The 25,061-nt window shown below is 63.2% G+C and carries 30 protein-coding genes; 14 read left to right on the top strand and 16 right to left on the bottom strand.

Annotated elements, in window-relative coordinates; genetic code table 11:
• Positions 1-92: 92 nt before the first annotated feature.
• On the top strand, positions 93-626 hold the full coding sequence (locus tag NKI31_RS05765) for a DUF934 domain-containing protein (RefSeq protein ID WP_352650791.1): 534 nt from the start codon (positions 93-95) through the stop codon (positions 624-626).
• A 318-nt stretch (positions 627-944) separates the two neighbouring features.
• On the opposite strand, the gene NKI31_RS05760 is transcribed toward NKI31_RS05765, so the two are convergent.
• Positions 945-1,967 carry a fatty acid desaturase gene (locus NKI31_RS05760; RefSeq protein WP_023691976.1) on the bottom strand — a complete coding sequence of 341 codons (1,023 nt, stop codon included), beginning with the start codon at positions 1,965-1,967 and terminating at the stop codon, positions 945-947.
• 84 nt (positions 1,968-2,051) lie between these two features.
• On the bottom strand, positions 2,052-2,252 hold the full coding sequence (locus NKI31_RS05755; RefSeq protein WP_023683054.1) for a hypothetical protein: 201 nt from the start codon (positions 2,250-2,252) through the stop codon (positions 2,052-2,054).
• A 259-nt stretch (positions 2,253-2,511) separates the two neighbouring features.
• Between NKI31_RS05755 and grpE the strand changes: the two genes are divergently transcribed.
• Positions 2,512-3,141 (top strand): nucleotide exchange factor GrpE, encoded by a 630-nt coding sequence (gene grpE / locus NKI31_RS05750; protein WP_023683055.1) that lies wholly within the window; start codon positions 2,512-2,514, stop codon positions 3,139-3,141.
• Between the two features lie 126 nt (positions 3,142-3,267).
• On the top strand, positions 3,268-3,900 hold the full coding sequence (locus NKI31_RS05745) for a trimeric intracellular cation channel family protein (RefSeq protein WP_023744087.1): 633 nt from the start codon (positions 3,268-3,270) through the stop codon (positions 3,898-3,900).
• Between the two features lie 86 nt (positions 3,901-3,986).
• Here the strand turns inward: NKI31_RS05745 and olsB are convergent, their stop codons facing one another.
• The 6 genes from olsB to NKI31_RS05715 form a co-directional block, all read right to left on the bottom strand.
• A complete protein-coding gene (gene olsB, locus NKI31_RS05740; protein ID WP_023683057.1) occupies positions 3,987-4,862 on the bottom strand; it encodes a l-ornithine N(alpha)-acyltransferase in 876 nt (291 codons plus the stop codon).
• Between the two features lie 265 nt (positions 4,863-5,127).
• Entirely contained in the window at positions 5,128-7,416 is a 2,289-nt protein-coding gene (locus tag NKI31_RS05735) for a response regulator (protein ID WP_352650788.1), read from the bottom strand.
• A 141-nt stretch (positions 7,417-7,557) separates the two neighbouring features.
• Positions 7,558-8,547, bottom strand: coding sequence for an acrylyl-CoA reductase (NADPH) (acuI, locus tag NKI31_RS05730; protein ID WP_023683059.1), 990 nt, complete (start codon positions 8,545-8,547; stop codon positions 7,558-7,560).
• 105 nt (positions 8,548-8,652) lie between these two features.
• Positions 8,653-9,141: a signal peptidase II gene (gene lspA / locus NKI31_RS05725; RefSeq protein ID WP_023683060.1), complete on the bottom strand. Its 489-nt coding sequence runs from the start codon at positions 9,139-9,141 to the stop codon at positions 8,653-8,655.
• Positions 9,138-9,995 carry a TrmH family RNA methyltransferase gene (locus tag NKI31_RS05720; RefSeq protein WP_023683061.1) on the bottom strand — a complete coding sequence of 286 codons (858 nt, stop codon included), beginning with the start codon at positions 9,993-9,995 and terminating at the stop codon, positions 9,138-9,140. The genes lspA and NKI31_RS05720 overlap by 4 nt, the downstream gene beginning before the upstream one ends.
• A gap of 34 nt (positions 9,996-10,029) precedes the next feature.
• On the bottom strand, positions 10,030-11,112 hold the full coding sequence (locus NKI31_RS05715; protein ID WP_023683062.1) for an RsmD family RNA methyltransferase: 1,083 nt from the start codon (positions 11,110-11,112) through the stop codon (positions 10,030-10,032).
• 126 nt (positions 11,113-11,238) lie between these two features.
• Between NKI31_RS05715 and NKI31_RS05710 the strand changes: the two genes are divergently transcribed.
• The 4 genes from NKI31_RS05710 (at position 11,239) to NKI31_RS05695 (ending at position 13,459) form a co-directional block, all read left to right on the top strand.
• A complete protein-coding gene (locus NKI31_RS05710; protein WP_352650786.1) occupies positions 11,239-11,934 on the top strand; it encodes a helix-turn-helix transcriptional regulator in 696 nt (231 codons plus the stop codon).
• 143 nt (positions 11,935-12,077) lie between these two features.
• Entirely contained in the window at positions 12,078-12,488 is a 411-nt protein-coding gene (locus NKI31_RS05705; RefSeq protein WP_352650784.1) for a VOC family protein, read from the top strand.
• Positions 12,485-12,916, top strand: a complete 432-nt coding sequence (locus tag NKI31_RS05700) for an EVE domain-containing protein (protein ID WP_023714121.1) — start codon at positions 12,485-12,487, stop codon at positions 12,914-12,916. The genes NKI31_RS05705 and NKI31_RS05700 overlap by 4 nt, the downstream gene beginning before the upstream one ends.
• Before the next feature lie 120 nt (positions 12,917-13,036).
• On the top strand, positions 13,037-13,459 hold the full coding sequence (locus NKI31_RS05695) for a VOC family protein (RefSeq protein ID WP_352650782.1): 423 nt from the start codon (positions 13,037-13,039) through the stop codon (positions 13,457-13,459).
• On the opposite strand, the gene lhpI is transcribed toward NKI31_RS05695, so the two are convergent.
• From lhpI to sppA, 4 genes are all read right to left on the bottom strand, one after another.
• The gene (gene lhpI / locus NKI31_RS05690; RefSeq protein WP_352498296.1) at positions 13,449-14,414 is read right to left on the bottom strand and encodes a bifunctional Delta(1)-pyrroline-2-carboxylate/Delta(1)-piperideine-2-carboxylate reductase; all 966 of its coding nucleotides are present in this window, start codon (positions 14,412-14,414) and stop codon (positions 13,449-13,451) included. The two genes, NKI31_RS05695 and lhpI, sit on opposite strands and share 11 nt — an antisense overlap.
• Positions 14,415-14,445: 31 nt before the next feature.
• The gene (locus tag NKI31_RS05685; RefSeq protein WP_023669750.1) at positions 14,446-14,790 is read right to left on the bottom strand and encodes a lipopolysaccharide assembly protein LapA domain-containing protein; all 345 of its coding nucleotides are present in this window, start codon (positions 14,788-14,790) and stop codon (positions 14,446-14,448) included.
• Positions 14,791-14,842: 52 nt separating this feature from the next.
• Positions 14,843-15,127 (bottom strand): integration host factor subunit beta, encoded by a 285-nt coding sequence (locus NKI31_RS05680; protein ID WP_006200394.1) that lies wholly within the window; start codon positions 15,125-15,127, stop codon positions 14,843-14,845.
• 79 nt (positions 15,128-15,206) lie between these two features.
• Positions 15,207-16,163: a signal peptide peptidase SppA gene (sppA, locus tag NKI31_RS05675; protein WP_023698204.1), complete on the bottom strand. Its 957-nt coding sequence runs from the start codon at positions 16,161-16,163 to the stop codon at positions 15,207-15,209.
• A 295-nt stretch (positions 16,164-16,458) separates the two neighbouring features.
• On the opposite strand from sppA, the gene lptC reads away from it, so the two are divergent.
• The 6 genes from lptC (at position 16,459) to ptsN (ending at position 21,854) form a co-directional block, all read left to right on the top strand.
• The gene (lptC, locus tag NKI31_RS05670; RefSeq protein ID WP_023669748.1) at positions 16,459-17,172 is read left to right on the top strand and encodes an LPS export ABC transporter periplasmic protein LptC; all 714 of its coding nucleotides are present in this window, start codon (positions 16,459-16,461) and stop codon (positions 17,170-17,172) included.
• Positions 17,159-17,743 carry an LptA/OstA family protein gene (locus tag NKI31_RS05665; protein ID WP_352650779.1) on the top strand — a complete coding sequence of 195 codons (585 nt, stop codon included), beginning with the start codon at positions 17,159-17,161 and terminating at the stop codon, positions 17,741-17,743. The genes lptC and NKI31_RS05665 overlap by 14 nt, the downstream gene beginning before the upstream one ends.
• Complete coding sequence (lptB, locus tag NKI31_RS05660) at positions 17,740-18,558, top strand: LPS export ABC transporter ATP-binding protein (RefSeq protein ID WP_023669746.1); 819 nt, start codon at positions 17,740-17,742, stop codon at positions 18,556-18,558. The genes NKI31_RS05665 and lptB overlap by 4 nt, the downstream gene beginning before the upstream one ends.
• A 214-nt stretch (positions 18,559-18,772) precedes the next feature.
• Positions 18,773-20,299 carry an RNA polymerase factor sigma-54 gene (gene rpoN, locus NKI31_RS05655; protein ID WP_023683070.1) on the top strand — a complete coding sequence of 509 codons (1,527 nt, stop codon included), beginning with the start codon at positions 18,773-18,775 and terminating at the stop codon, positions 20,297-20,299.
• 397 nt (positions 20,300-20,696) lie between these two features.
• Positions 20,697-21,281, top strand: a complete 585-nt coding sequence (gene hpf / locus NKI31_RS05650) for a ribosome hibernation-promoting factor, HPF/YfiA family (RefSeq protein ID WP_023751408.1) — start codon at positions 20,697-20,699, stop codon at positions 21,279-21,281.
• 108 nt (positions 21,282-21,389) lie between these two features.
• Complete coding sequence (gene ptsN / locus NKI31_RS05645) at positions 21,390-21,854, top strand: PTS IIA-like nitrogen regulatory protein PtsN (RefSeq protein WP_023669743.1); 465 nt, start codon at positions 21,390-21,392, stop codon at positions 21,852-21,854.
• Between the two features lie 71 nt (positions 21,855-21,925).
• Here the strand turns inward: ptsN and NKI31_RS05640 are convergent, their stop codons facing one another.
• Together NKI31_RS05640 and NKI31_RS05635 are read right to left on the bottom strand one after the other, a co-directional pair.
• On the bottom strand, positions 21,926-22,183 hold the full coding sequence (locus NKI31_RS05640) for a BQ00720 family protein (RefSeq protein WP_023686566.1): 258 nt from the start codon (positions 22,181-22,183) through the stop codon (positions 21,926-21,928).
• A gap of 64 nt (positions 22,184-22,247) precedes the next feature.
• On the bottom strand, positions 22,248-22,673 hold the full coding sequence (locus tag NKI31_RS05635) for an Hsp20 family protein (RefSeq protein ID WP_352650777.1): 426 nt from the start codon (positions 22,671-22,673) through the stop codon (positions 22,248-22,250).
• Between the two features lie 144 nt (positions 22,674-22,817).
• Here NKI31_RS05635 and NKI31_RS05630 point away from each other — a divergent pair, with 144 nt between their 5' ends.
• The gene (locus NKI31_RS05630) at positions 22,818-23,759 is read left to right on the top strand and encodes a nucleoside hydrolase (RefSeq protein ID WP_023698210.1); all 942 of its coding nucleotides are present in this window, start codon (positions 22,818-22,820) and stop codon (positions 23,757-23,759) included.
• Between the two features lie 209 nt (positions 23,760-23,968).
• Here the strand turns inward: NKI31_RS05630 and NKI31_RS05625 are convergent, their stop codons facing one another.
• Positions 23,969-24,178 carry a hypothetical protein gene (locus tag NKI31_RS05625; protein ID WP_352650775.1) on the bottom strand — a complete coding sequence of 70 codons (210 nt, stop codon included), beginning with the start codon at positions 24,176-24,178 and terminating at the stop codon, positions 23,969-23,971.
• 203 nt (positions 24,179-24,381) lie between these two features.
• A complete protein-coding gene (locus tag NKI31_RS05620) occupies positions 24,382-24,996 on the bottom strand; it encodes a LysE family translocator (RefSeq protein ID WP_023669737.1) in 615 nt (204 codons plus the stop codon).
• Positions 24,997-25,061 lie beyond the last annotated feature (65 nt).

Genomic DNA, 25,061 nt, shown 5'->3' with positions numbered 1-25,061 from the left:
GGCCTGCGACGGCGGCTTCCGCTCGGAGGCCGCCGGTTTCGTGTGGACCGGCTTTCGCGGACTTTCGATTTTTAGGGCTTTAGGAATTTTCTATGACTGAACAGACCACAGCGGAGACCCGCCTCTGGAGCCCGACGGGTTTTCGCGAGGACGAGTGGACACATGCCGAAAGTGCGGATGCACTGACGGGCAATGGCCGCTTCATCCTGCCGTTGCAGGCATTTCTCGGCCTCAATGCCGAAGTGCGGCGCTCGGCCAAGGAGCGGCTGGGCGTCGCATTGCTGCCGGGCGACCAGCTGGAGAAGATTGTGGATCTGCTCGACCAGCTGTCGCTGGTGGCGCTGGCCTTCCCGGCCTTCAGCGACGGCCGCTCGTTTTCCAAGGGCGAATTGCTGCGCAGCCGCTACCATTTCGAGGGCGCGGTCCGCGCCACGGGCCAGGTGCTCGTCGACCAGCTGCCGCATATGCTGCGCCTCGGCTTCGACGAGTTCGAAATCTCCAACCCGGTTCTGCTGAAGCGCCTCGAAGAAGGCCGCACAGGCGGGCTGGGCCTTTACTATCAGCCGACCGAAGCGTCGGAGCCGAAGGGGCCGAAATACTCCTGGCGGCGCGTTCGCAACAGCTGACGCGACGGTAATTCCGCCTGTCTTTACAAAGACTGTGATCGGGCCTTCTCCTGGCTGTCCGGACGGAAATATCCGCCGGGCGCGAGGGAGGAATCGGCGCTCATCGGCGGCAACACCAATGCACCGTCCATCATGATCGCCGAAAAGGCGCCTGACATGATCAGGGCTGCAAGGTCTGGATGCGCGAGGAGCGCAAGGCTGCCTGAGCCGGTTTTTGGGAGATGCCGCCGCGCCTTCGGTGCGGCGGTTTTTTCTTTGTCTTACGGAATTCCCAAGCGAAAGCCCGGAAAACCGCCTCACACTTTGCTGGAATTGCTTTTAGGCCAAGGCCCGCGCTTCGCGAAACGAGATCAGCTTGCGGCGGTTCTCGTCCCACAACGCCAGCTTGACGCAGCGCAGGCTGTCGAGGAGCGTGACGCGGCCGATGCCGCGCAGTTCGGGATAGTCGCGCAGCACTTCCTGCAGCCGGTAGCCCGGCACCTTGGCCGAGAGATGGTGCACGTGATGGACGCCGATATTGCCGGTGAACCAGTTCAGCACCGGCGGCAAATCATAATAGGACGAGCCGTGCAGGGCGGCACGCTGGAATTCCCACTCTTCGTCCTTCGCCCATTCCGTCTCCTCGAACTGGTGCTGGACGTAGAACAGCCAGATGCCGGCCGATCCGGCCAGGATCACGATCGGCAAATGGACGATCAGGAAAGCGCCGGGGCCGACCAGCCAGATAAGCAGCGCTGCCGCGACCGCGATGCCGAGATTGGTGGTCATCGACGACACCCAGGGCGTCAGGCCGCCGCGCATCATGCCGACGGGCAGCCTCTGCTCAAAGATGAACAGCCAGATCGGGCCAAGGCCGAACATCACCAGGGGATGGCGGTAGAGACGATAGGCAAGGCGTCCCCGCCAAGACAGCTGCCGGTATTCAGCAACCGTCAACGTCCTGATATCGCCCATGCCGCGCTCGTCAAGATTGCCGGCGCTGGCGTGATGGGTGGCGTGCGCGCGCCGCCAGCAATCGTAAGGGGTCAGCGTCAGCACGCCGAGCGCGCGGCCGATCCAGTCGTCGGCAGTGCGGTTGGCGAAGAAGGAGCCGTGGCCGCAATCGTGCTGGATCATGAAGATCCGCACCAGAAAACCGGCGGCGGGAAGGATCAGGATCAAGCCCCACCAGTGGCCATAGGAATAGGCTGCCGAAGACAGCGCCCACAGCGTAACGAAAGGAATAAGGGTGATGGCGAGTTCAAGAGTGCTGCGTCGCCGGTCGGGCTTCTTGTAGCGCGCCAGGATCTTCAACCAGGCGCGCTTGCTGTTGGCGGCCGTCTCGGGGGAAATCATGTTCATCAGGAAGCATAGGCGGGGCGTCCCGCTGCCGCAAGGAAAAGCTCACGCAAAATTACTGCGCGTAATTGTCGCGCGATAGCATCGCTATTGACGGCGTCGGCCGCCGGCCATGCTGGCTTCTATGCCGTCCAGCCGGTCGAGCAGGTCCCGGAAACGGGCGGGAATGTCGGCCTCGGTGCGGAAGGCCGGCAAGGTGCGCAAGAAGCGCGTCGTCGCCTCGGTGCCGAACTGGCGCCTGATGTCGGCGGCGAGCTCTTCGCTTCTGTTGCCAGTATTGCGGTCCATTGTCTCAAATCCTGTGTCGGTTTCAAAACTCCTCCAAGCTTTGAATGGTTCCCCATAGCGGGGTATTGGCAAGCAAAGGCTGCCGTTACGGTAAAGTTTGAATTAATTTTGAACGTCTTTGCGTCCCGCACCAAGTCCGACGGGCAGCCCGCAACATTGCCTGCTGTTGGGCGTCCTCCTGGGCTTCCCCCTTGATTTTTGGCCGCCAAACCTCGATATCGGGCGCAAATCCAAACCATTCGAATGACGGGAAATGGCGATGAGCGACCAGACAAAAGACGAACGCGCGCCCGAGGATATCGAAACGGCCGAGGCCGAGCGCACGCACGGCGGCATCGACGGCGACTATGAAGCGCTGGTGCGGCTGCTGAAGGAAAACGAGGAGCTGAAGGACCGCGCGCTGCGCGTCGCGGCCGAGATGGAGAATCTGCGCCGCCGCACCGCCCGCGACGTGCATGATGCGCGCGCCTATGCGGTGGCCAATTTCGCCCGCGACATGCTGTCGGTGTCGGACAATCTGCGCCGCGCGCTCGATGCTATCCCCGCCGAGGCGAAAGCGGCCGGAGATGCCGGCTTCAAGGCGCTGATCGACGGCGTCGAGATCACCGAGCGCGCCATGCTGTCGACGCTGGAACGGCATGGGGTGAAGAAGCTTGAGCCGGAAGGTGAGAAGTTCGACCCGAATTTCCACCAGGCGATGTTCGAAGTGCCCAATCCAGATGTGCCGGCCAACACCGTCGTCCAGGTCGTGCAGCCGGGCTATTCGATCGGCGAGCGCGTGCTGCGGCCGGCCATGGTCGGGGTCGCCAAGGGCGGCCCCAAGATCGCGGCCACCGAAGCGCCGGTCGAGCCGGGGCCGGTGAACGAGCAGGCCGAGAAGGATGCGTGAGTAGGGAATAGCCAGTAGGGAATAGGGAATAGGGAATAGGGAATAGGGAATAGGCAGGCGTATCAATCGCGCGGCTTCGTGTTATTCATACTTTCCCTAATTCCCAATCCCTACTACCTCATGTCCCTGACACCCATCGACCTCCTCGACTATGCCGGCGTCGCCGTCTTTGCCGCGACCGGGGCGTTGGCGGCTTCGCGCAAGCAGCTCGACATTATCGGCTTCCTGTTTCTGGCCAGCGTCACCGGCATTGGCGGCGGCACGCTTCGCGACGTCATCCTCAACCTGCCCGTCTTTTGGGTCGCCAACTCCGGCTATGTCTTGGTTTGCGCGGCGGTTGCGGTGCTGGTCTTCTTCATCGCTCACCGCGTCGAATCCCGCTGGAAATGGCTGCTCTGGCTCGACGCCATCGGATTGGCGGCCTTTTCCGTAATGGGCGCGGCCAAGGGGCTGGCCATCACCGGCTCGCCGGTCGTCTCCGTTGTTATGGGCGTGCTGACAGCTACGTTCGGCGGCATCCTGCGCGATCTGCTGGCCGGCGAGCCATCGGTGCTGCTCAGGCCCGAAATCTACGTCACCGCCGCACTCGCGGGCGCCGGCCTCTACACACTTGGCGATCTTGCCGGCCTGCCACCGCTCGCCTCGGATGTCGCCGGCTTCGTCGCGGCTTTCCTGGTGCGCGGCGGCGCGCTGAAATTCGGCTGGACCTTTCCGTCCTACAAGAGCCGCCCGGGACGGCGACCGGAGGATATTCCGTAGGGAGAGGGATTAGGGAATAGGGAATAGTCGGTAGTCAGCAATTCGCGGCAGCCTTCACTACTGCCTACTGCCTACTGCCTACTGCCTCACGCCGCAAAGCGCTGCGCTTCCCCGCCATAATAGTTGACGTAGCGGGCGCCGATTTCCTTGACCGGCATCACCACGAACACATCGACCGTGGAGAACTCACGGTCGATGACGCAGCCGTCGCCGATGCGGGCGCCGACGCGCAGATAGCCCTTGACCAACGGCGGCATGGCCGCGATCGCCGCCTTGGCGTTGACCGCCTCGATCGGCATCAGGTCCATCGAGCAATAGCGCCCGGAGACCGCCCGCACATCCCAGGCGGAGTTGGTCCGGCAGTGATGGGCAAGGTAGGTGAGCGCCTCGGCATGCGCAGCCGGCACCGTGCCAGGGAACGAGGCACAACCGGTCATCACGCCGATCTCATAGTGGTTGATGTAGGCCCAGATGCCTTGCCACAGCGCCTCGATGGTGCGCTTCGAGCGGTATTCCGGCAGCACGCAGGAGCGGCCGAGCTCAAGGAAGCGCTGGCCGGGATGGCGGGCGATCAGCTTGGTCAGTTCGAACTCGCCTTCGGAATAGAAGCCGCCGGCGGTCGCCGCAATCTCTTGCCGCAGCAGGCGGTAAGTGCCGACGATGCGGCGATGCTCGGGGCCGGAGATCGAGGTGTCAAGCACCAGCAGATGGTCGCACAGCGGGTCGAAGCGGTCGGCGTCGCGCCGGTCCTGCGCCTGGAACAGGTCCTTCCTGGCGCCAAGCTCGTCATAAAACACCCGGTAGCGCACTTCCTGCGCGGCGGCGATCTCGGCCTCATTGCGGGCAAGCCGCACTTCGAGATTGCCGATACGGCCCAGCGGTGCGCCTGTTGCGACGGCATCGGCGTTCCGCGCGGCGAGCAAAGCGCCGCCTGCGCTGGGCCGAGTGTCACATTCCGGCATAACTGTATGCACGAGTGATTCTCCTTCGAGCCATCCCTCTTGGCACGGGGATACGGTGTAGGTGCAACAGGATTGTGACAGTACCGTGATACGGCGCGACGGGCAATACTTCGTCGGCTGGCGAAAACCCTCATTCGGCTACCTACGTGACGCGAGGATTGCACAGCGTCGCGTCGCGCTGGGACGATTCACGCGACGCGCTTCAAGTCTTTGTTTTGTGCATGTCGTCTTCTCAAAACCGGGGCCACTTTTGAGCGACATGAATTCAGGCGGCCACCTGGCCCTCGACGGCATGGACCAGCGCGTCGGGATCGAGCGGCTTGGTGACAAAGCCGCTGGCGCCATGGGCGAGCACGGTGTGGCGGGTCTTTTCCTGGCTGTCGGCCGAAAGCACCATGATCGGAACCGGCGGCACAGCCATTTCCTCCTCGTGGCGGCGGATGGCGGCGATCGCGTCCAGCCCGTCCATGACCGGCATGTGCAAATCCATCAGCACCACATCGAAGCGATTTTTCAGCCCGGCTTCGGTCACCGCCTCGACCGCGGCCTTGCCATTGCCGACCACTTTCACGCGATGTCCCGCCTTCAAAAGCGTGGCGCGAGCAAGCATGGCGTTGATGTCGTTGTCTTCGGCGATCAGCACCGACAAACCTTGCTGGCGCCCGCCATGGGCACGAAGCGAGGACGCGCCGGTCTTTTCCGGCTTGGGCGGCGGCAAGGCAGAGGCATGACTGGTCAGCAGCACGCGCAGCAGGGTTTCGCCGCGCACCGGCCTCGCCAGGAAGGTGGCGTAGCCGTTGGTGCGGAATTCGCCAAGCATGCCGCGGTCGGTCGGCGCGATCAGCGTGATCGTCTCGCAATCGGCAAAGCCACTCTGGCGCAGGCGCTTGAGCAGTCTGCCGTCGCCGTCCTCCAGGGCCGCGTCGATCAACAGCACATCGCAATGTTCGGCGAAGGGCGTCGCCTGGGAAGCGGTTGCGGCGACCTCGACGGCGCCGCCATGGGCGCGGATGGTGCGGGCGATGGCGTCGGCCTCGACGGCGTTCTTCGACACGATCACGGCGCGCCGGCCGGCCAGGATGTTCTGCCGGTTCTGCGGTGCTTCGGTTGCTCCTGCGGCCGGGATCCCGAAGACGAATTCCGATCCCTCGCCAAGCCGGCTCGACACCGAAATGGCACCGCCCATGGCGGCGACCAGGCGCCTCGATATGGCCAGACCGAGGCCGGCGCCGCCATGGGTGCGGGTCGAGGTGCCGTCGGACTGTTCGAACTCCTCGAAGATGCGCTCCATGTCGTCTTCGCGCAGGCCGGGGCCGGTGTCGGTAACGGTGAAGCAGATGCGGTCGCTGGTATCGGTGCGGGCGCGCGCAATCGAGACCAGCACGCCGCCGGTGTCGGTGAACTTGATCGCATTGCCGATCAGGTTGAGCAGCACCTGCCTGACCCTGCCGGGATCGGCCATGATCATCTGCGGCACGTCGGGCTCGACATGACAGCCGAGGCCGATTTTCTTGGCGAAGGCTTTCGCTGCCATCAGTTCGACGATGTTGTCGGCGATTTCGCGCAGCGATGTCGGCTGCGGCTCCGGGTCGAAACGGCCGGCCTCTATCTTGGAATAGTCGAGCAAATCCTCGATGAGCGCCAAAAGGGCGCTGGCCGAGGTCGAGACAGCGCCGACATAGGTGCGCTGCTCGGGCGACAGATTGGTGTCAGCCAGAAGCTTGGCCATGCCCATGATGCCGTTCATCGGCGTGCGGATCTCATGGCTGACGGTGGCGAGGAAGCGCGACTTGGCCTGGCTGGCATATTCGGCGCGCTCGCGCGCGGTGATCAGCGAGGATTCGGCGCGTTTGCGCGCGGTGATGTCGCGGGCAATCGCCCGGTGCGAGACGGCGCCGCTATCCTTGTCGCGTACCGACAGTTCGATCCATGAGAACCAGCGCGGACCGTTCGGGGTGCGTATGGAGACGTCGGTGGAACTCAGGCATTCATGATCGGAAAAGGCGGCGTCGGGGACGATGCCGACATCAATGCCGTGTTCGGCGAGGGTCCTGCCGGCAAGGTCGCGTTGGTCGGTTCCGACGAGGCTGGCGAAAACCTTGTTGGCGTAGACGATGTGGCCATCGCGGTCGCGGTGGACGACGAGATCGCCGAGCGCATCGATCAGCCCGCGAAAACGCTCCTCGCTCTCCTGCATCTCCCACATACGGTCGGCCAGCGTCTCGATTTCGGCGCGGCTACGGGCCGCGGTTTCGTCGAGCAAGGCCGCCGCGCGGCGGACGGTGCGGCGGCTGCGCAGGTGCATGGCGACGCCGGCAAGGCCTGTCGCCAGCAGGCCGAGGGTGATGAAGATCGGCGCACCGGTGAGGTGGGAGAGGCCCGCCAGCACGACACTGGCGACCACCGTCAGGAACGGCAGGCCCTCGGACGTGGCGCGCGGCAAATCCGGCGCCCGAGGCGGCGGCGCAACACGCTGCCGCTTCGCCGTCGCCGGACTCGGCCCGTCGACGCTTTCGGCACGGCTCTTCTCTTTCCTGGCGGACTCCGCGATCATGCGGAACTCCTTGCAGATAGAGATTATGGAAAAGCGCGGCGGATCGTTCGAATTTTAGCGGTCATGCATTTTTGGCGGTTTTCCGCATCGCCTGATCTTTTCCGAAACCTGATTCCCTTTCGGGATCATGCTTCGGGAGCCTCACATATCGACAACCACGCGGCCCCTGATCTTGCCCTCGACGATGTCATGGGCGGCGGTGATGATGCCGTCGAAGCCGATGGTCGTCGACAGGCCGGCGAGCTTCTTGAGATCAAGATCGCTGCCGATGCGGCGCCAGGCTTCCAGCCGCACAGCCTTTGGCGCCATCACTGAATCGATGCCGAGCAGCGAGACGCCGCGCAGGATGAACGGGGCGACGCTCGACGGCAGATCCATGCCACCCGCCAGGCCGCAGGCGGCGACCGCGCCGCCATAGGCGGTCATCGACAGCACATTGGCCAGCGTGTGGCTGCCGACGGCATCGATGCCGCCGGCCCAGCGCTCCTTGGCCAGCGGCTTGGCCGGCTGGGAGAGTTCCTCGCGCGAAATCACTTCGGCGGCACCGAGGTCGATCAGATAGGAGCTTTCGGCGCTGCGGCCGGTCGAGGCAATGACGTGGTAGCCGAGGCTGGACAGGAGCGAGACCGCGACCGAACCGACGCCGCCGGCGGCACCCGTCACCACCACCGGGCCGCGATCGGGCAGGATGCCGTGCCGCTCCAGCGCCATGACGCACAGCATCGCCGTATAGCCGGCGGTGCCGACCGCCATCGCATCGTGGGCGCTGATGCCGTCGGGCAACGGCACCAGCCAGTCGCCGTTGACGCGGGCGCGCCCGGCATAGGCGCCGAAATGCGTTTCGCCGACACCCCAGCCGTTGAGGATCACCTGATCACCCTTGCGCCAGTCGGCATGCGAGGAAGAAATCACCGTGCCGGCGAAATCGATGCCCGGCACCAGCGGCCAGCGGCGGATCACCGGCGCCTTGCCTGTGATGGCCAGCCCGTCCTTGTAGTTGACGGTCGTCGCCTTGACCGCGACGGTGACATCACCTTCCATCAAATCGGCTTCGCTGAAATCGACGATCTCGACCGACTGCTTCTTTTCGGCGTCGCGCGAAACGAGGATGGCTTTGAAGGTTTCAGGCATCTCTTCTCCTCGGCTTCGCAAAGGCTGGCGGTCGGCATTGGCTGGCTCTGGCCGAACTGTGCGGCGACCGTCCGGCGAGGTCAATTGGTCAAAAGAGTCGGGCCGTCAGGCTTCTGGGCCTTGCGGCTTGGCCTCGCGCCGCCAGCCGATGAATTCGTCGAAGACGACCAGCGCCGCGCCGACCGAAATGAAGGCATCGGCGAGGTTGAAGACGGCGAAGGACCATACCGGCGTGTGGAACAATATATAGTCGATGACGTGGCCGTAGACGGCGCGGTCGATCAGATTGCCGATCGCGCCACCGATGATCAGGGCAAAGCCGATGCGGGCCAGCACATGGCCGGATGGCGTACGCGTTGCCAGATAAAGCACGAAGGCGACGACGACGACCGCGATGACGACCAGGCCGGTGTCGCCGAAGGACGAGAACATCGAGAAGGCGATGCCGGTATTGTAGGTGCGAAACAGCGCCAGGAATGGCACCAGGTCGAGCTTTTCCTGGAAGACGAGGCCGGTCTCGATCAGATGCTTTATCCACTGGTCGAGCGCGATTGCCACCATCACCAGCAGCGCATAGGGAGACCATGATTTCACGATGTGGCGTCCTCGGGGGCAAGTTTCAGCGCGCCGCGCCGGATCTCGAACAGCATGATTCCGGTGGCGACCGCCAAATTGAGTGAATCGGCGCGGCCGGCCTGCGGAATCCGCAGCAGCCGGTCGCAGCTTTCCGCCAGATTGTCGGGCAGGCCCTGCTGCTCATTGCCCATCATCAAGAGCACCGGTCCTCGGGAGAAATCGACCGAGCGGTAGTCGACCGCACCCTTCAGATGGGTGCCGACCACCAGGCCCGAGAAGCTGTTTCGCCAAGCCAGAAATGCTTCCGGCGTCGCCTTGGTCACCGGCACGGCGAAGATCGAGCCCATGGTGGCGCGCACGGTCTCGACCGAAAAAGGATCGGTAGTCTCGCCGACCAGGATGACGCCCTTGGCGCCGACGGCATCGACGGTGCGGATGACGGTGCCGAGATTGCCGGGATCGCGCACCCGGTCGAGCGCCACCCAGACATCGCCGTCGTGAGCGCGGATGTCTCTTAACGGCAGCAGTTTCTGCCGGAAGACGCCGACCACCATTTGCGGATTGTCGCGGCGGGTTATGGCGACCAGCACTTTTTCGGACACTTCGAGCACGGTGCCGCCGGCGGCAACCGTGCGCGCCGCCACCTTTTCGACCGCCGCATTGCCGCGTCCGGCCTTGGCGAAGACCAGCGTCCTGATCGACCAGCCGAGGTCGAGGGCGTCGATGACCAGCTTCAGCCCTTCGGCCATGAAGGCGTTCTGCTGGTCGCGGAATTTCTTCTGGGCGAGCGCCTTGATGTCCTTGATCAGCGGATTGGCAAGGCTGGTGACTTCCTTGACCTGCCCGGGCGCGCCGGCGTGCCGCTCATTCATTCGGGACTCCCGGGCATTCAGGTCTCCGGGGCATTCAGGCTACCCAGCGCGAAAACAGCGATGTCGACAGCGCCCGCCCGGCGGACTGCTCGCGGATGATCAGTTCGCCTGATTCAACCGTGCCGCCCATGCCGGCAAAAGTGTCGCGCATCAAGGCATGGATGGCGAAGAAGGAGGCGCGGATGGAATAGGCGGTCAGCACCACGGTGAGCGGTTTCGGCGTCAGGATCGCGCGGCAAAGATCGGTCAGGCCGGGCAGGTCCTCGAACAACTGCCAGACCTCGCCCTTGGGGCCGCGGCCATAGGCGGGCGGGTCGAACAGGATGATGTCGTAGCGGCTGCCGCGGCGCTCTTCGCGCTCGGCGAATTTCACTGCATCGTCAACGATCCAGCGGATCGGCTTGCTGCCGAGACCAGCCATTTCCTGGTTTTCGCGCGCCCAGCCGACCGCCTTCTTGGAGGCATCGACATGGGTGACCTCGGCGCCGGCGCGGGCGGCTACGAGAGACGCGAGCCCGGTATAGCCGAACAGGTTCAGCACCTTGACCGGGCGCTTGGCCGCCGCGATCAGGCTGGCCATATGGTCCCAGTGCGAAGCCTGCTCGGGGAAGACGCCGACATGGCGAAACGAGGTGAAGCGGCCGAGATAGTCGATGCCGTCATGCTTCATCGGCCAGGTCTCGCCCAGCGGTACCTTCGGGAACCGCCAGCGGCCGATGCCTTCCTCGTCGGTGTCGCCGGTGAAGATGGCGTCGGCGCGGTCCCAGTCCCTGGCCGGTAAGGCCTTTTGCCAGATCGCCTGTCCCTCGGGCCGCACGATGCGGTAGGGGCCGTATTGTTCGAGCTTTTCGCCGGCGCCGCTGTCGAGCAGTGCATAATCCTGATTGGGCGCCACTTCGAGGATCACCGGCAGGCGCTCAGTGGGCAGGATGCCTTCGCGACGCGCCAGGATACGGGGGGCGGGCTTCGGATCAGACCGGTCGTCCGGTTTTGTTTCGTGGCGTGGCTGTCTGGCTTCGGGTCGGACTGGTACGGTCTCCGGCTGCGGCCGCGCATGTTCGGTCCTGCCCTTTGCGGGCGGACGGTTGTCGCGGCGTTTGTCGCGAAAAGACTTCAAGCAGGAGCGTCTCCGGAGGCGGCAGGCCGCTTTTGGCATAGGGTCACCGGCTGCGCAAACAAAATGGTCCAGCGTCGAATGTCTGAGGTGGTGGACCTCGCTGAGGAAACAGGCAAATCTCGAATCATGTCCCGTTCCGAACGCCTGCTCGACCTGATCCAGATCCTGCGCCGGCATCGCCGGCCGGTGAGCGGTCGCACGCTTGCCGGCGAGATGGACGTTTCGATCCGAACGCTCTACCGCGACATTGCCACGCTGCAGGGGCAAGGCGCGCCGATCGAGGGCGAGGCTGGGCTGGGCTATGTGCTGAAACCCGGCTTCATGCTGCCGCCACTGATGTTCACCGACGAGGAGATCGAGGCCATCGTTCTGGGATCGCGTTGGGTTGCCAGACAACCGGACAAGCGGCTGTCGGCCGCCGCCACCGACGCGCTGGCCAAGATCGCCGCTGTGCTGCCGGATGATCTGCGCGAGGACCTCGATGCGACCGCGCTTTTGGTCGGGCCGCACGGCGATGCTGTCGAAAGCATCGACCTTGGCCTGGTGCGCCAGGCGATCCGCAACGAGAGAAAACTCGGCTTTCTTTACCGCGATGCCGGCGGCGCCGCCTCCGAGCGCTTGATCTGGCCATTCGCGCTCGGCTTTTTCGACAAGGTGCGGGTGGTGGTGGCCTGGTGCGAGACGCGGCAGGATTTCAGACATTTTCGCGCCGACCGGATGTCGGGGCTCAACACCACGTATCCGCTATCCGGTCGTCGGCAGGCGCTGCTGAAGGAATGGCGCGCGACGCTGGACGCACCGAAGCGCCAGCCCGGCGCTTAATGCTCCTTTCTACGCCTCGCAAGCCGCTGCTGCCACAATCTGGGCAGTGGGTCAGTTTGAAATTAAATTTCAAACTGACCCACTGCCAGAATCTGACAGTGGGGTCACCTATGCTCCTCCAATCGAAACCCTGCAGAGCAGACATGAACACCCCCAATTTCGTCATCCATTATGTCGACAGCCCGGAGCGGAGCGGCGCCTTCTACGGTGCGCTGCTGGGACGCCAGCCGGTGGAGACGTCGCCGACCTTCGTGCTGTTCGTGCTCGACAATGGCTTCAAGCTCGGCCTGTGGTCGCGCCACACCGTGGAGCCGGCGGCCGCAGCCGCGGGCGGCGGTGCGGAGCTCGTCTTCGCGTTGGACCGGCCTGATGCGGTGGACGCCGCTTACACGGACTGGGCAGGACGCGGCTTGACCATTCTGCAGACGCCGACCGACATGGACTTCGGCCGCACCTTCGTTGCGCTCGATCCCGACGAGCACCGGCTGCGCGTCTACTGGCTGAAGGACGGAGAACAGGCCAATGGGGAACAGGCCAATGGAGAACAGAAATGAGTGCCCACTGGATCGCGGTCGCTTCCGCCGAGCATGTCCGGCGCGGCCGCGAGGCCGGCTTCATGCAGGTCAACCACGGCAAGGCGGCACCTTTGCGCCGCATCAAGCCCGGCGACGGCATCATCTACTACTCGCCGACCACAATTCTGCGCGAGAAGGACGGCCTGCAGGCTTTCACGGCAATCGGCACCGTGCGCGAAGGCGAGCCTTACCAGGGCGACATGGGCGGTGGCTTCACGCCGTTCCGCAGGGATGTCGAATGGGCCAAGGCCGAGGAGGCGCCGATCAAGCCGCTGCTCGAGCAGCTCGACTTCACCGCGGGCAAATCGAACTGGGGTTATCAACTGCGCTTTGGCCTGTTCGAAATTACGGCGCATGATTTCGCGCTGATCGCCGAGGCGATGGGCGCTGCCATGAAGGCAGGCTGAAGCATCCAGCCGCCGGATCGGCAAGGCACCGTGACAAGGCTGCTGACACCAAGTTGTCAGCAGCCTTGTGCGACAAGCGATTGTCTTCAGATAGTGTCGCGCTTGCCCCAGGAGAATAAGATGGACTTCGTCTCGATCCGCATCATTACCGATCAGATCAAGCCCTTGGTGGCATTCTACGACACGATCACCGGGCTTACCGCAACCTGGTTCACAGACGATTTCCCCGAACTGGCAACGCCGTCCTGCACACTGGCGATCGGCAGCACCCGCACGCTGGCCCTGTTCGGAACTGATGTGGCGCAGCCGGCCGCCAATCGCTCAGCGATCATCGAGTTTCGCGTCGCCGATGTTGATGCTGAGTACAGCAGGCTGGCGAAAATTATCGGCGATTTCGTACAGACGCCGACGACGATGCCATGGGGTAACCGGTCGCTGCTGCTGCGCGATCCCGATGGCAATCTGGTGAACTTCTTCACCCCGGTCAGCGCGGAAGCGATCAGGAAGTTCGATCGCAGAACCGGCGCAGACGCTACTGCTTGAGCGCGTTGTAGACGGCAATGCCGGCGGCAAGGTCCTCAAGCGCGGCGCCGACCGACTTGAACAGCGTGACCTCAGTGGGGCTCTGCCGGCCCTGTTTTTCCCCGCGCGCCAGCTCATGCAGATCGGCGACGATGGCTTCCGGCTTCAGCACGCCGGAGGCGAGCGGCTGGACGATGTCGCCGGCTTCCTTGGTGGCGCCGGCGCGGGTGTCGACATAGACGCGGGCGCGCGCGATCGCGTCGTCGTCGCTCTCGCGCATGGTCGGCGTGAAGCCTCCGACCAGATCGACATGCGCGCCCGGCTTGAGCAGCGCACCCTTGACCAGCGGCGTCGTCGTGATCGTCGCCGATGAGACGATGTCGGCCTCGGCGAGTTCGGCGTCGAGATTGCTTGCGGCCTCGGCGTTGAAACCGTCCGCGCGCAAATCGGCCGCGACCTTTTCGGCATTGGTGGGCGTGCGGTTCCAGATGCGGATGGTCTTGATCGGCCGCACCGCGGAGTGCGCCTTGGCGAGGAACGGCGACAGCGCGCCGGCGCCGACCACCAGAAGCCGCGATGCGTCCTCGCAGGCGAGATAGGAGGCCGCCAGCGCCGAGGCGCAAGCGGTGCGCCACTGTGTCAGCCGTTGGCCGTCGATCAGCGCTTCGGGCTCGCCGGTGGCGCCGTTGAGCAGGAGGTAGAGCCCCATCACCGCCGGTTTGCCGATGGCGTTGTTGTCGGGCGATACGGTGACGATCTTGACGCCGATATGACCCCCGACCGATGTGCCGGCCGCATGGAAGTCGGTCCACGCCGGCATCAAAAGCAGCGTGGATGTGGCACCGTCGGGCCGCTCGACCCCGTGATGATGGCGGACGGGTTGCACAGCACCCTCGCGGAAGGCCGCGCGCAATGTCTCGACCAGCCCGGGAAAGGTCAGCGCCTGGTCGACAGCGTCGGCCGAAATGGTCAGCATGCAAAACTCCGCGAAGATAAAAGCGCCGGCTTCAGGCCGTTGGCTTCGGCAGCGCCGGCCCGGCGGCCGCGCCCTGCTGCACGGCGGGTATACGGCTGACCGCCTGGCGCAAATTCTCGGCCTCGACCCCGCGCTGGCGCGCCAGCTTGCGGTAGCGGCCCTGCTTGACCCAGGTCGCCAGGCTGCCGACGACCATGCCGATGGCGAGCGCCACGAACAGGAAGATGAACAGCGGCAAGGTCAGCGTCAGTTTCGGATTGCCGGGGTTGAACGGGTCGAGCGTGAAGGCGACCAGCTCGCGGTTGGCGACGGCCAGCGCAATCAAGATGACGGCGAGCGGCACGAAGACCACGATAAGTATGAAGCGGTTCAACATAGAGATTCCCTGGAGAAGGCAGGCCTTGATAAGGTCGGCGCGTGATCCGCGCCTACTTGCCGCCATTCAGCCTTTCACGCAATTCCTTTCCGGTCTTGAAGAACGGCACCCACTTCTCCTCGACCTCGACGGATTCGCCGGTGCGCGGGTTGCGGCCGGTGCGGGCAGGGCGATTCTTCACCGAAAAAGCGCCGAAGCCGCGCAACTCGACCCGATTGCCTTCCGCTAGGGCATCGGTGATCTCGTCGAAGATCGCTCCCACGATGTTTTCGACGTCGCGCAGGAAAAGATGCGGGTTGCGCGTGGCAATGATCTGCACAAGCTCGGATTTGATCATCAGAAAGGTCCCCGTGAAAGCGCTGCGGTCAAATTATCAGGATGATTTTATTTGCTTTTTGCTCGCCCCAACCGGCAGATCAAGGGTGCCAGACGGAAACGAGACCGTCAAGAAACAAGCGATCCGCGCCAATTTCGTGAAGCACGTCGCTGCCGGCCTCCGACAGGCCGAGCGCGCTGCCGACGCTGCGCGCTATTGCTTTCGAGAACAGGAAGCCGCCACGCCGCTCGGTGTCCTTCCATTCCACCACCTTGAGCTTGGCGTCGACACCCTTGGTCGCCAGCCAGTCGATCGCCACGCTCTCGCCGCCGACAGCGTCGATCAGACCGTTGGCAAGGCCCTGGCGGCCGGTGAAGATCGAGCCGTCGGCAAGGGCCAGTGCCTGATCGCGGGTCATTTTGCGGCGCTCGGCGACGATGCCGACGAACCAGTCATAGCTGTCGAGGATGAGCTTGCGGACCATGGCTCGCTCGTCTTCATTGGTCGGCTTGAAGGGCGAGGGCGATGCCTTCAGCGGCGAGGATTTCACTTCCTCGAGCTTGATGCCGACCTTGTCCATCAGACCGCTGACATCGGGATACTGGATGAGCACACCGATCGAGCCGACGATCGACGTCTTGCGGGCAACGATATGGTCGCTGGCACTGGCGATCATGTAGCCGGCCGATGCGGCCAGCGTGCCGACCTCGGCCACCACCGGCTTGTCGGCGGCAAGCTTGCGCACCTCCTCGTAGATCGATTCGCCGCCGACCGTGGTGCCGCCGGGCGAATCGATCGCCAGGATGACGCCCTTGACCTGCGAGGATGTGCGGATGGTTTCCAGCCGCTTGATCAGTTCCTCGTCCTCGGTGATGGTGCCTTCGATCCTGACCTTGGCGATGTGGTCGACGGAAGAACCGCCGAGGTCGCCCCCATAGAACCAGCTTGCAAGCGCAATCACCCCAAGGGCCACGATGGCAATGGCGGCGCCGCGCCAGAAGGTCAGCTTGCGCCGCAAGCGGCGGCGGTCGATCAGGTCGTCGGCTCTCAGTGCCATGGTCTGCCTCACAGTCGGTGGGAAGCGATGCTTTTAAAGCAAGCGTCCGCGCCCGGCTACCTCTTCCTCAAGAGCCTGCGACGAAGCGACCTTCACGACGGAGGCATTTCAGGAAAAAATGACGCGGCGCGTTCGTTTCTGCTATGAAGTGACGAAATTGTGTCGCCTGAGTTCCGTCTGTAAAACAGCGGCCGTCACATTTTTGCGGTTTTCCTCCGCTTGTGCTTGCTTGCGGGGGCCGGCAACCCACCTATAGCAGGTGTTTTGGCGGACAAGGGTTTATTAGAAGTCAGTCATGCTTGCGCGATCGAACGAACCGACCAATGCCGATGCGGCCTTGGCGCCCACGGCGCCAGCGGGCACGCGCGGCGACGCCTTCGACCGCGCCCAGCGCCACTCGCGCCGCGTGCGCGTGCTTAAGTTTGCCGTGCCGGTGCTTGCCGCCGGGATCGCGGTTGCGTTTCCGGTCTATTCCTATCTGGCGGCGCCGATCAACATTTCGATACAGGCAGACGGCACCGCTTTCGCGGATGGCAAGCTGGTGATGGCCAATCCGAAGCTCAACGGCTTCACCAAGGACAAGCTGCCCTATTCGCTGACGGCCTTGCGCGCCATCCAGGATGTCGGCAAGCAGGACATCATCGAACTCGAAGGCATCCATGCCAAATTGCCGCTGACGGCCGACAATGTGGCGACCGTCGACGCCAAGCGCGGGATCTACAACAGAAACGCCAACACGATGGACATGACCAGCGACGTTACCGTCACCACCACCGACGGCGTCGCTGCCATCTTCAAATCGGTCTTCCTCGATATGGGCAAAGGCTCTATGAAGACAGGTGATGCGGTCGATGTCAGCCGTAACGGCTCGCGGATCACCGCGGGTTCAATGTCGGTCGAAGACAATGGCAAGGTGATCGTTTTCGAGAACAAGGTAAGCGTTCACATCGATCCGGCCACTATGAAGGCGGCAGAGGCAAAGAGCGGAGAAACGAATGCGTCCCAGTAATTCGGCACGGCTTGTCGCCGCAGCTTCGGCCTTGCTGTTGCTGGGTATGGCGCCGTCCTGGGCTCAGTCCAGCGCCAGCAGCCAGTCCGGGCTCAAACTCTCGGGCGACCAGCCGATCCAGATCGAGAGCGACAAACTTGAGGTCCGCCAGGCCGACAGCATGGCGCTGTTCAGCGGCAACGTCACCGTCACGCAAGGGCCAACGCTGCTCAAGGCCGGCAGCATGGAGGTCTACTACGTCAAGGATCCCAACGCCGCCAAAGGTGCTGCCGCCGGCGCTTCGGCGATGACCGGTTCGGCCAATATCGACCATCTGGTGGTCAAGAACAAAGTCTACATCAAGTCGAATGACCAGATCGCCACCGGCGACAACGCCACGTTCGACATGAAGACGCAGGTGCTTGTTCTGTCGGGCAAGGAGGTCGTCTTGTCCCAAGGACCCAACGTCCTCAAGGGCTGCAAGCTCACCGTGCAGATGAAAAGCGGCCTTGCTCAGGTCGATGGCTGCGGCGGGCGCGTCATCATGTCGATGACGCCGCCACCGAAATCCGAGGCCCCGAAGCCCAAATGACTGGCGTGTCTTCGCTGCTGACCCGCCTTCCGGGACGGGCGGCCAGTAAACTTGCAGCACCGGCCACAGTCACCGTTGATTCCTCGAAGTTCAAGGGCACCCTGATCGCCAAGGGTCTGACCAAGAGCTACAAGGGCCGCAAGGTGGTCAGCGGTGTCACCATCGGCGTGCGCGCCGGCGAGGCTGTCGGGCTGCTCGGGCCGAACGGCGCCGGCAAGACCACCTGTTTCTACATGGTCACCGGCTTGGTGCCGGTCGATGAGGGCACGATCGAGATCGACGGTTTCGACGTCACCTCGATGCCGATGTACCGCCGCGCCCGCCTCGGCATCGGCTATTTGCCGCAGGAAGCCTCGATCTTCCGCGGCCTGAATGTCGAGCAGAACATCCGCGCCGTGCTCGAAGTGGTTGAGAAGGACCGCAAGGTGCGCGAGCGCAATCTCGACGAACTGCTCGAGGAATTTCACATCAGCCATCTGCGGAAGTCGCCGTCCATGTCGCTGTCGGGTGGCGAGCGGCGGCGTCTTGAGATCGCCCGAGCTTTGGCGACGCGCCCGGCCTACATGCTGCTCGACGAGCCGTTCGCCGGCATCGACCCGATTGCCGTCGCCGACATCCAGCAGCTGGTTCGTCATCTAACGGCGCGCGGCATCGGCGTGCTGATTACCGACCACAATGTGCGCGAAACGCTCGGCCTCATCGACCGCGCCTACATCATCCATGCCGGCCAGGTGCTGACTCATGGCCGTGCCGACGAGGTGGTGGCGAACCCCGATGTGCGCCGGCTCTACCTCGGCGAAGGTTTCACGCTCTGAGCGTGAAATTTGTTTCCTGACGTGATTTTTGCCGCCCCGCCGGGCTTTTTTCTCCGATTTTGCGTGAGATAATGCTTCGGTAGGGGCCTTTTGCCATCGTTCGCCTTGACAAGCAAAAGCCGGGCCAGTTTCTATGGAAGGTCGGAAAAATTCATTTTCCGGCAGCTTCTGATGTGTAGGCTTCCGGGTGCAGAAGGGCGTTTGAAACCGAACCATGGCGTTGGCGGCGAAACTACAGCTACGACAATCCCAGTCGCTGGTGATGACGCCGCAGCTGATGCAGTCGATCAGGCTGTTGCAGCTCACCCATGTCGAGCTCGACCACTTCATCGACGACGAGATCGAGCGCAATCCGCTGCTGGAGCGCGCCGAGCCCCAGGATGACGCCGCAAGCGACCAGGTGCAGAAGGGCGATGCCGCTCCTGAGCCTGCCGCCGATGGCGACTGGTTCGAAAACGAGACGGCGTGGAGCGCCGAAGCGATCTCCGACAAGCTCGACAGCTCGCTGGAAAATCTGTTCCCCGACGATCCCGGCACCAGCGAGCGGCTCGGCCCGGACCTGACGGCGCAGTGGAAGTCGGCCACCGGCAATAGTTCGTCCGGTTCTTCCGAAGGCTTCGACGTCGGCGACATGGCAGCCGCGGCGATCACGCTGCGCCAGCATGTTGGCGAGCAGATCGCGCTTGCCTTTGCCGATCCGGCCGCAAGGCTGATCGCAGCCGAACTGGCCGACGGCCTGGACGAGGCCGGCTACCTGCGCGCCGATCCCGCCGAGATCGCCAAACGGCTCGGCGCCGATCAGGCGATGGTGGCCAATGTGCTGGCAGCCTGCCACACATTCGAGCCGGTCGGCCTGTTTGCGCGCGACCTTGCCGAATGCCTGTCGCTGCAGCTTGCCATGCGCGATCGTCTCGATCCGGCGATGAAGACGCTGATCGGCAACCTAGAACTGTTGGCGCGGCGCGATTTCCAGACGCTGAAGCGGCTTTGCGGGGTCGACGAGGAGGATCTCCTCGACATGCTGGCCGAAATCCGCGCGCTCGACCCGCGCCCGGGCATGGCGTTTTCGGGCGGCGCCAGCGACGCCATCGTCGCCGATGTCGAAGTCCGCGCCGCCAATGACGGCAGCTGGACGGTCGAGCTCAATGCCGAGACGCTGCCGCGCGTGCTTGTCGATCACATCTATTTCGCCCAGGTCTCGCCGCATGCGAAGAATCAGGCGGAGAAGGATTTCCTGGCCGAGTGCCTGCAGAATGCCAACTGGCTGACGCGCAGTCTCGACCAGCGGGCAAAGACGATCCTGAAAGTGGCGTCGGAAATCGTGCGCCAGCAGGACGCTTTTCTCGTCCATGGCGTGCGTCAGCTCAGGCCGCTCAACCTGCGCACGGTGGCCGATGCCATCGGCATGCATGAATCGACCGTCAGCCGGGTGACGGCCAACAAATACATGCTGACGCCGCGTGGCGTGTTCGAGCTGCGTTATTTCTTCACGGCTTCGATCGCGGCGTCGGGCGGCGGTGATGCGCATTCCTCGGAAGCGGTGCGCGACCGCATCAAGCAGCTGATCGACGAGGAAAAGCCCGCCGATGTGCTGTCCGATGACGCAATCGTCGATATGTTGAAGGAAAGCGGCGTCGATATTGCCCGGCGCACGGTGGCCAAGTACCGGGAGGGTATGAATATTCCCTCGTCGGTGCAGCGGCGGCGTGAAAAGCGCGCTCTGGCGAGCGCGGGGCGCTAGGTCTGCTTGCCCGGCAAGGCTTTTGCTATGGCTGGATTCCACAACTTTCCGACCTTAAAGCGCATCGCGCTGAAACGGATTCATACGACGCGCTTTAAGTCTTTGTTTTCATGCATGTCGTTGTCCCAGAACCGCAGCGCACTTCTGGGCGACATGCATTAATTGACAAGCTGCAATGAAGTGTCTAGAAGCCCGCCCGCATGAGACGGGCTCGCGGCCCGCATGCGGATGGTCCGTCACGATGAAGGCCACGGGACGGCCAAGAAGGCGGATTGTGATCAACCGGAAAGTTCGGATCTAAAATCGGCGCGAGTTGACGCCGCAAAGCTTGTGCGCACGGATCACGAGTATAAACTCTGGCCAGTTTGAAGCCTGAGCAAGGAAGGTCAGTTTTCAGATGAAATTGCGCATATCGGGTAAACACATGGATATCGGCGATGCGTTGCGTACGCGCATTACCGATCGTGTCGGCGAGGCGATTGGAAAATATTTCGATCGCGGTTTTTCAGGGCACGTCACGGTCATCAAATCGGGGTCGCGTTACTCGGCCGATTGCATGATCAGGCTGGATTCCGGCGCTTCGCTGCAGGCAACCGGCGATTCCCAGGATCCGACACTTGCCTTCGAGGCGGCCGCGGACCGCCTCGAAACCAGGCTGCGGCGCTACAAACGCCGTCTGAAATCGCACAATTCAGGCAATGGAAATGGCGAAATCACCGACATCGCCTATACGGTGATGGCGCCGCTGACTGATGACGATGAGGACATTCCGGAGGACTACGCCCCGGCCATCGTCGCCGAATCAACCATGACGCTGCAGACCATGTCGGTCGCGTCGGCGGTCATCGAACTCGACACCAAGGACAGCCCGGTTTTCGTCTTCCGCAACGCCGGAAACGACCACCTCAACATCGTCTATCGGCGGCCGGACGGAAATATCGGCTGGATCGACCCGTCGACGACCAAAGTCGCACAGGCGTGACGACAACGACAATGGTCGCACAGGTGACGACAATGGTCGCACAGAGATGATAGCCAGCCGCGCGAGGGGCGAGGACTGGTGACGGCAGGCGAATAAGGGATTTCAAATATGGATCTGAGCGATCTTCTCAACGTTCCGGCGATCTTGCCGGCGTTGAAGGCGAACTCCAAAAAGCAGCTTCTGCAGTTGCTGTCCGAGAGAGCGGCGGCGATTTCCGGCATTCCGGAGCGCGAAGTGTTCGACACTATCCTGCAGCGCGAACGGCTGGGCTCCACCGGCGTCGGCAACGGCATCGCCATTCCGCACGGCAAGCTCGCCGGGGTGAAGCGCATCGCCGGCGTCTTTGCCCGGCTGGAGACGCCGGTCGATTTCGAGGCCTTGGATGACCAGCCGGTCGATCTGGTGTTCTTGCTGCTGGCCCCGGAAGGCGCCGGCGCCGATCACCTCAAGGCACTGTCGCGCATCGCCAGGGTTTTGCGCGACGCCGACACGGTGGCCAAGATCAGAGGCACGCGCGACGCGGTCGCCATCCACGCACTGCTTTCGGACACGCAGGCCTCGCACGCCGCCTGAAGTTCTTCGGATTTAAGTCTTCCAGGGGCCGCCGAAGGCGGCCCTCTCCATTTCAACCGCCAGCAGTCGCCTTAGTGAATGGCGACAGTGGTCAGGTCGTTTTCCATGGCGCCGGCCAAAGCCCGGTCTTTCGCATCCGAAAGCAGGATCGGCTGGCCGTTGGCGGCAAACAGGGCCCACAGGACCATACCAGGCGCTATTTCGCCGAGATTGGGGAAGCGGCCGAGCAATTCGTCGCTCGAGACCTTGCGCAGATAAGCGACCGAGCCTTCGCCGAGATGGGCGAATTCGCCGCTGGTCATGATGATGGTTTCGTCAGTTCTGGTCATTTCAAGCCTCCTTGGCGCGAGGACGCCGCTCAAGGCCATCCCGCATGAGAGCCATCGGTAAAGATCAGCCTTTCACCGATATATTTATTTTCCGTACCAGCCGTTCGGTATCCGGCCGATCGAGATCGATCGACAAAAGGCCGTTCTTCAGTTCCGCTGCGATCACCCGCATGCCGTCGGCCAGCACGAAACAGCGCTGGAACTGGCGCGCGGCGATGCCGCGGTGGAGGAATTCGCGCTCGGTGTCGTCGGTTTGACGGCCGCGCACGACCAACTGGTTTTCCTCCGTGGTGACATCGAGATCGCTTTCGGCGAAACCCGCGACAGCCAGCGTAATGCGCAGCCTTTCGGCCTTGCCGTCAGCACCGCTGAGGCGCTCGATGTTGTAGGGAGGATAACTGTCACCGGATTTCGCCAGTCGTTCCAGGGTCTTTTCCATGGCATCGAAACCAAGAAGAAGCGGGCTGGAGAAGGGCGTCATTCGGCTCATGTTACACTGTCCTCTTTGGAGCGACATAAACTGGAAAAACCCGGATGGCATTTTTCCCGATGGTCTTGATATGGTCCGCGCCGCGGCCAAGTTCAAGCCGCCGAACACCCCCGCCAAAAAGACTCCCCCGCATAAGGAAATGAAATGCCCCAGACCCGCAAGATCATCATCGACACGGATCCCGGCCAGGACGATGCCGTCGCCATATTGCTGGCGCTCGGCAGCGCCGAGCTGGAGATCGTCGGCATCTCTGCTGTTGCCGGCAACGTGCCGCTGAAATTGACCGAAAAGAACGCCAGGAAAATCTGCGAACTGGCCGGCCGGCCCGACATCAAGGTCTATGCAGGCGCCATCCGCCCGTTGGCGCGCGAACTGGTCACCGCCGAGGAAGTGCATGGCAAGACCGGCCTCAACGGCCCGCAACTGCCCGATCCGAAGATGAAGCTGCAGGGCCAGTATGCGGTCGACTTCATCGTCGAGACGCTGATGAAGGAAGAGGCCGGCACGATCACGCTGTGCGCGCTCGGCCCGCTCACCAATGTCGCGCTGGCGCTGATCCGTGAACCGAAGATCGCGCCGCGCATCAAGGAAATCGTACTGATGGGCGGCGGTTTCTTCGAAGGCGGCAATGTCACGCCGACCGCAGAATTCAACATCTATGTCGATCCGCAAGCCGCCGACCTGGTGTTCAAATCCGGCATTCCGATCGTCATGATGCCGCTCGACGTCACCCACAAGGCGCTGACCACGGCCAAGCGCACGCAGGCCATCCGCCAGCTCGGCACCCGGGTCGGCACCGCGACGGCCGAGATGCTGGAGTTCTTCGAGCGCTTCGACGAGGAGAAATACGGCACCGATGGCGGCCCGCTGCACGACCCCTGCGTCATCGCCTATCTGTTGAAGCCGGAGCTGTTCAAGGGCCGCAACTGCAACGTCACCGTCGAAACCACCTCCGAACTCACCATGGGCATGACCGTGATCGACTGGTGGGGCGTGACCAAGCGGCCGAAGAACGCCATGGTGATGCGCGACATCGACCATGACGCCTTTTTCGCGCTGCTGGTGGAGCGGTTGGCTCGGCTTTAGCTCTGTCTTTCCTTTCTCCCCATTGTGGGTTCCGAAGGGACGGGGCGAGACAAGTGGCTCGCCCCCGGGCGGTGTCGCCGAAGGCGACGGATGTGGGGTGTTCCAGGGAACGCCCACGTCTCACTCCGCTGGAACACCCCTCATCCGTCTCGGCGCTATCGCGCCGATCCACCTTCTCCCACAGGGGAGAAGGAAGGCGCCGCCGCCGTTCACTTTGCAAATCGATAGAAGACCATTCCATTCTCGCGCGTGACGCGCTCCAATCTTGCCGGCGCGCCGATCAGATGCGGGAGGTCGTCTTCGACCAGAATGGACGAACCGGTTTCGAGTGCAACCAGATAAAGCGTGCGGCCGTTGTCTGAATGGGTACTTTTGACCGTTGCGTCGATTAGCTCGACCGAGGATGGGGCTCGCATCATTCGTCCATTTGTAGAGAGCCGAAGGAACCATCACCGCAAACAGGACGACGATCAGGACCACGCCGGGCGCGTCCCTTTTTATGCCAGCGTAAGTCCATGACATCGACGTGAATCCCCCCACGCCGATTCATGTGGTGGCGTGAAGACTGACTTTCAATCAGCCTTCACGTACCGGCTCCGTTGGGAACGACCGTTGGCGGTCGTCACTTCGCCTTGGAAAACGCCAGCCACAGGCCGCCGCCGACCAGAAAGCTGCCGCTGATCCTGGACATCAGCTTGATGCGGCTGGCCGAGAGCAGGCGGCCGGCGCGGCTGGCGGCGAGCGCGTAGGTCGAGTCCGAGACGGCGGCAAAGATCATGGCGGTAAGGCCCATGACGACGATCTGCAGGGTGTAATTGCCCTGCGGGGCGATGAATTGCGGGAAGAAGGCGCCGAAGAACACCAGGGTCTTGGGGTTGCTCAGCGCCACGAGCAGGCCCTGCAGGAAGAAGCCGCCGCGCGGCTTTCTCGCGGTGCCGTCGGCATTCAGCGCGCCCTTGGAACGGAACATCTGCACCCCCATCCAGATCAGATAGGCGGCGCCGATCAGGCGTACCCATTCGAACCAGTGGCCCATGCCCGATATCAGCGTGTTGAGGCCGATGCCGACAATGGCGATCATCACGGCGAGCCCAGCCTGCGTGCCGGCGACATTGGCAAGGCCGGCGCGGTAGCCATGGCGGATGCTGTTGGCGATGATCAGCGTGACAGTCGGACCGGGCACCAGGATGATGACGATGCAGGCAAGGACATAGGCGGCGTAGAGTTCCAGCGACATGGGGATTTCCTCGAGGATGCGCTTAGGCGGCTGGCTGCAATCAATGCATGGCGGCGGGGCTGGTG

The organism is Mesorhizobium sp. M0659, assembly GCF_040320605.1.
In the GTDB taxonomy this organism is placed as follows: Bacteria; Pseudomonadota; Alphaproteobacteria; order Rhizobiales; family Rhizobiaceae; genus Mesorhizobium.
Note: the sequence above shows the minus strand (reverse complement) of the source record. Positions and strands in the feature narration are given on the sequence as shown.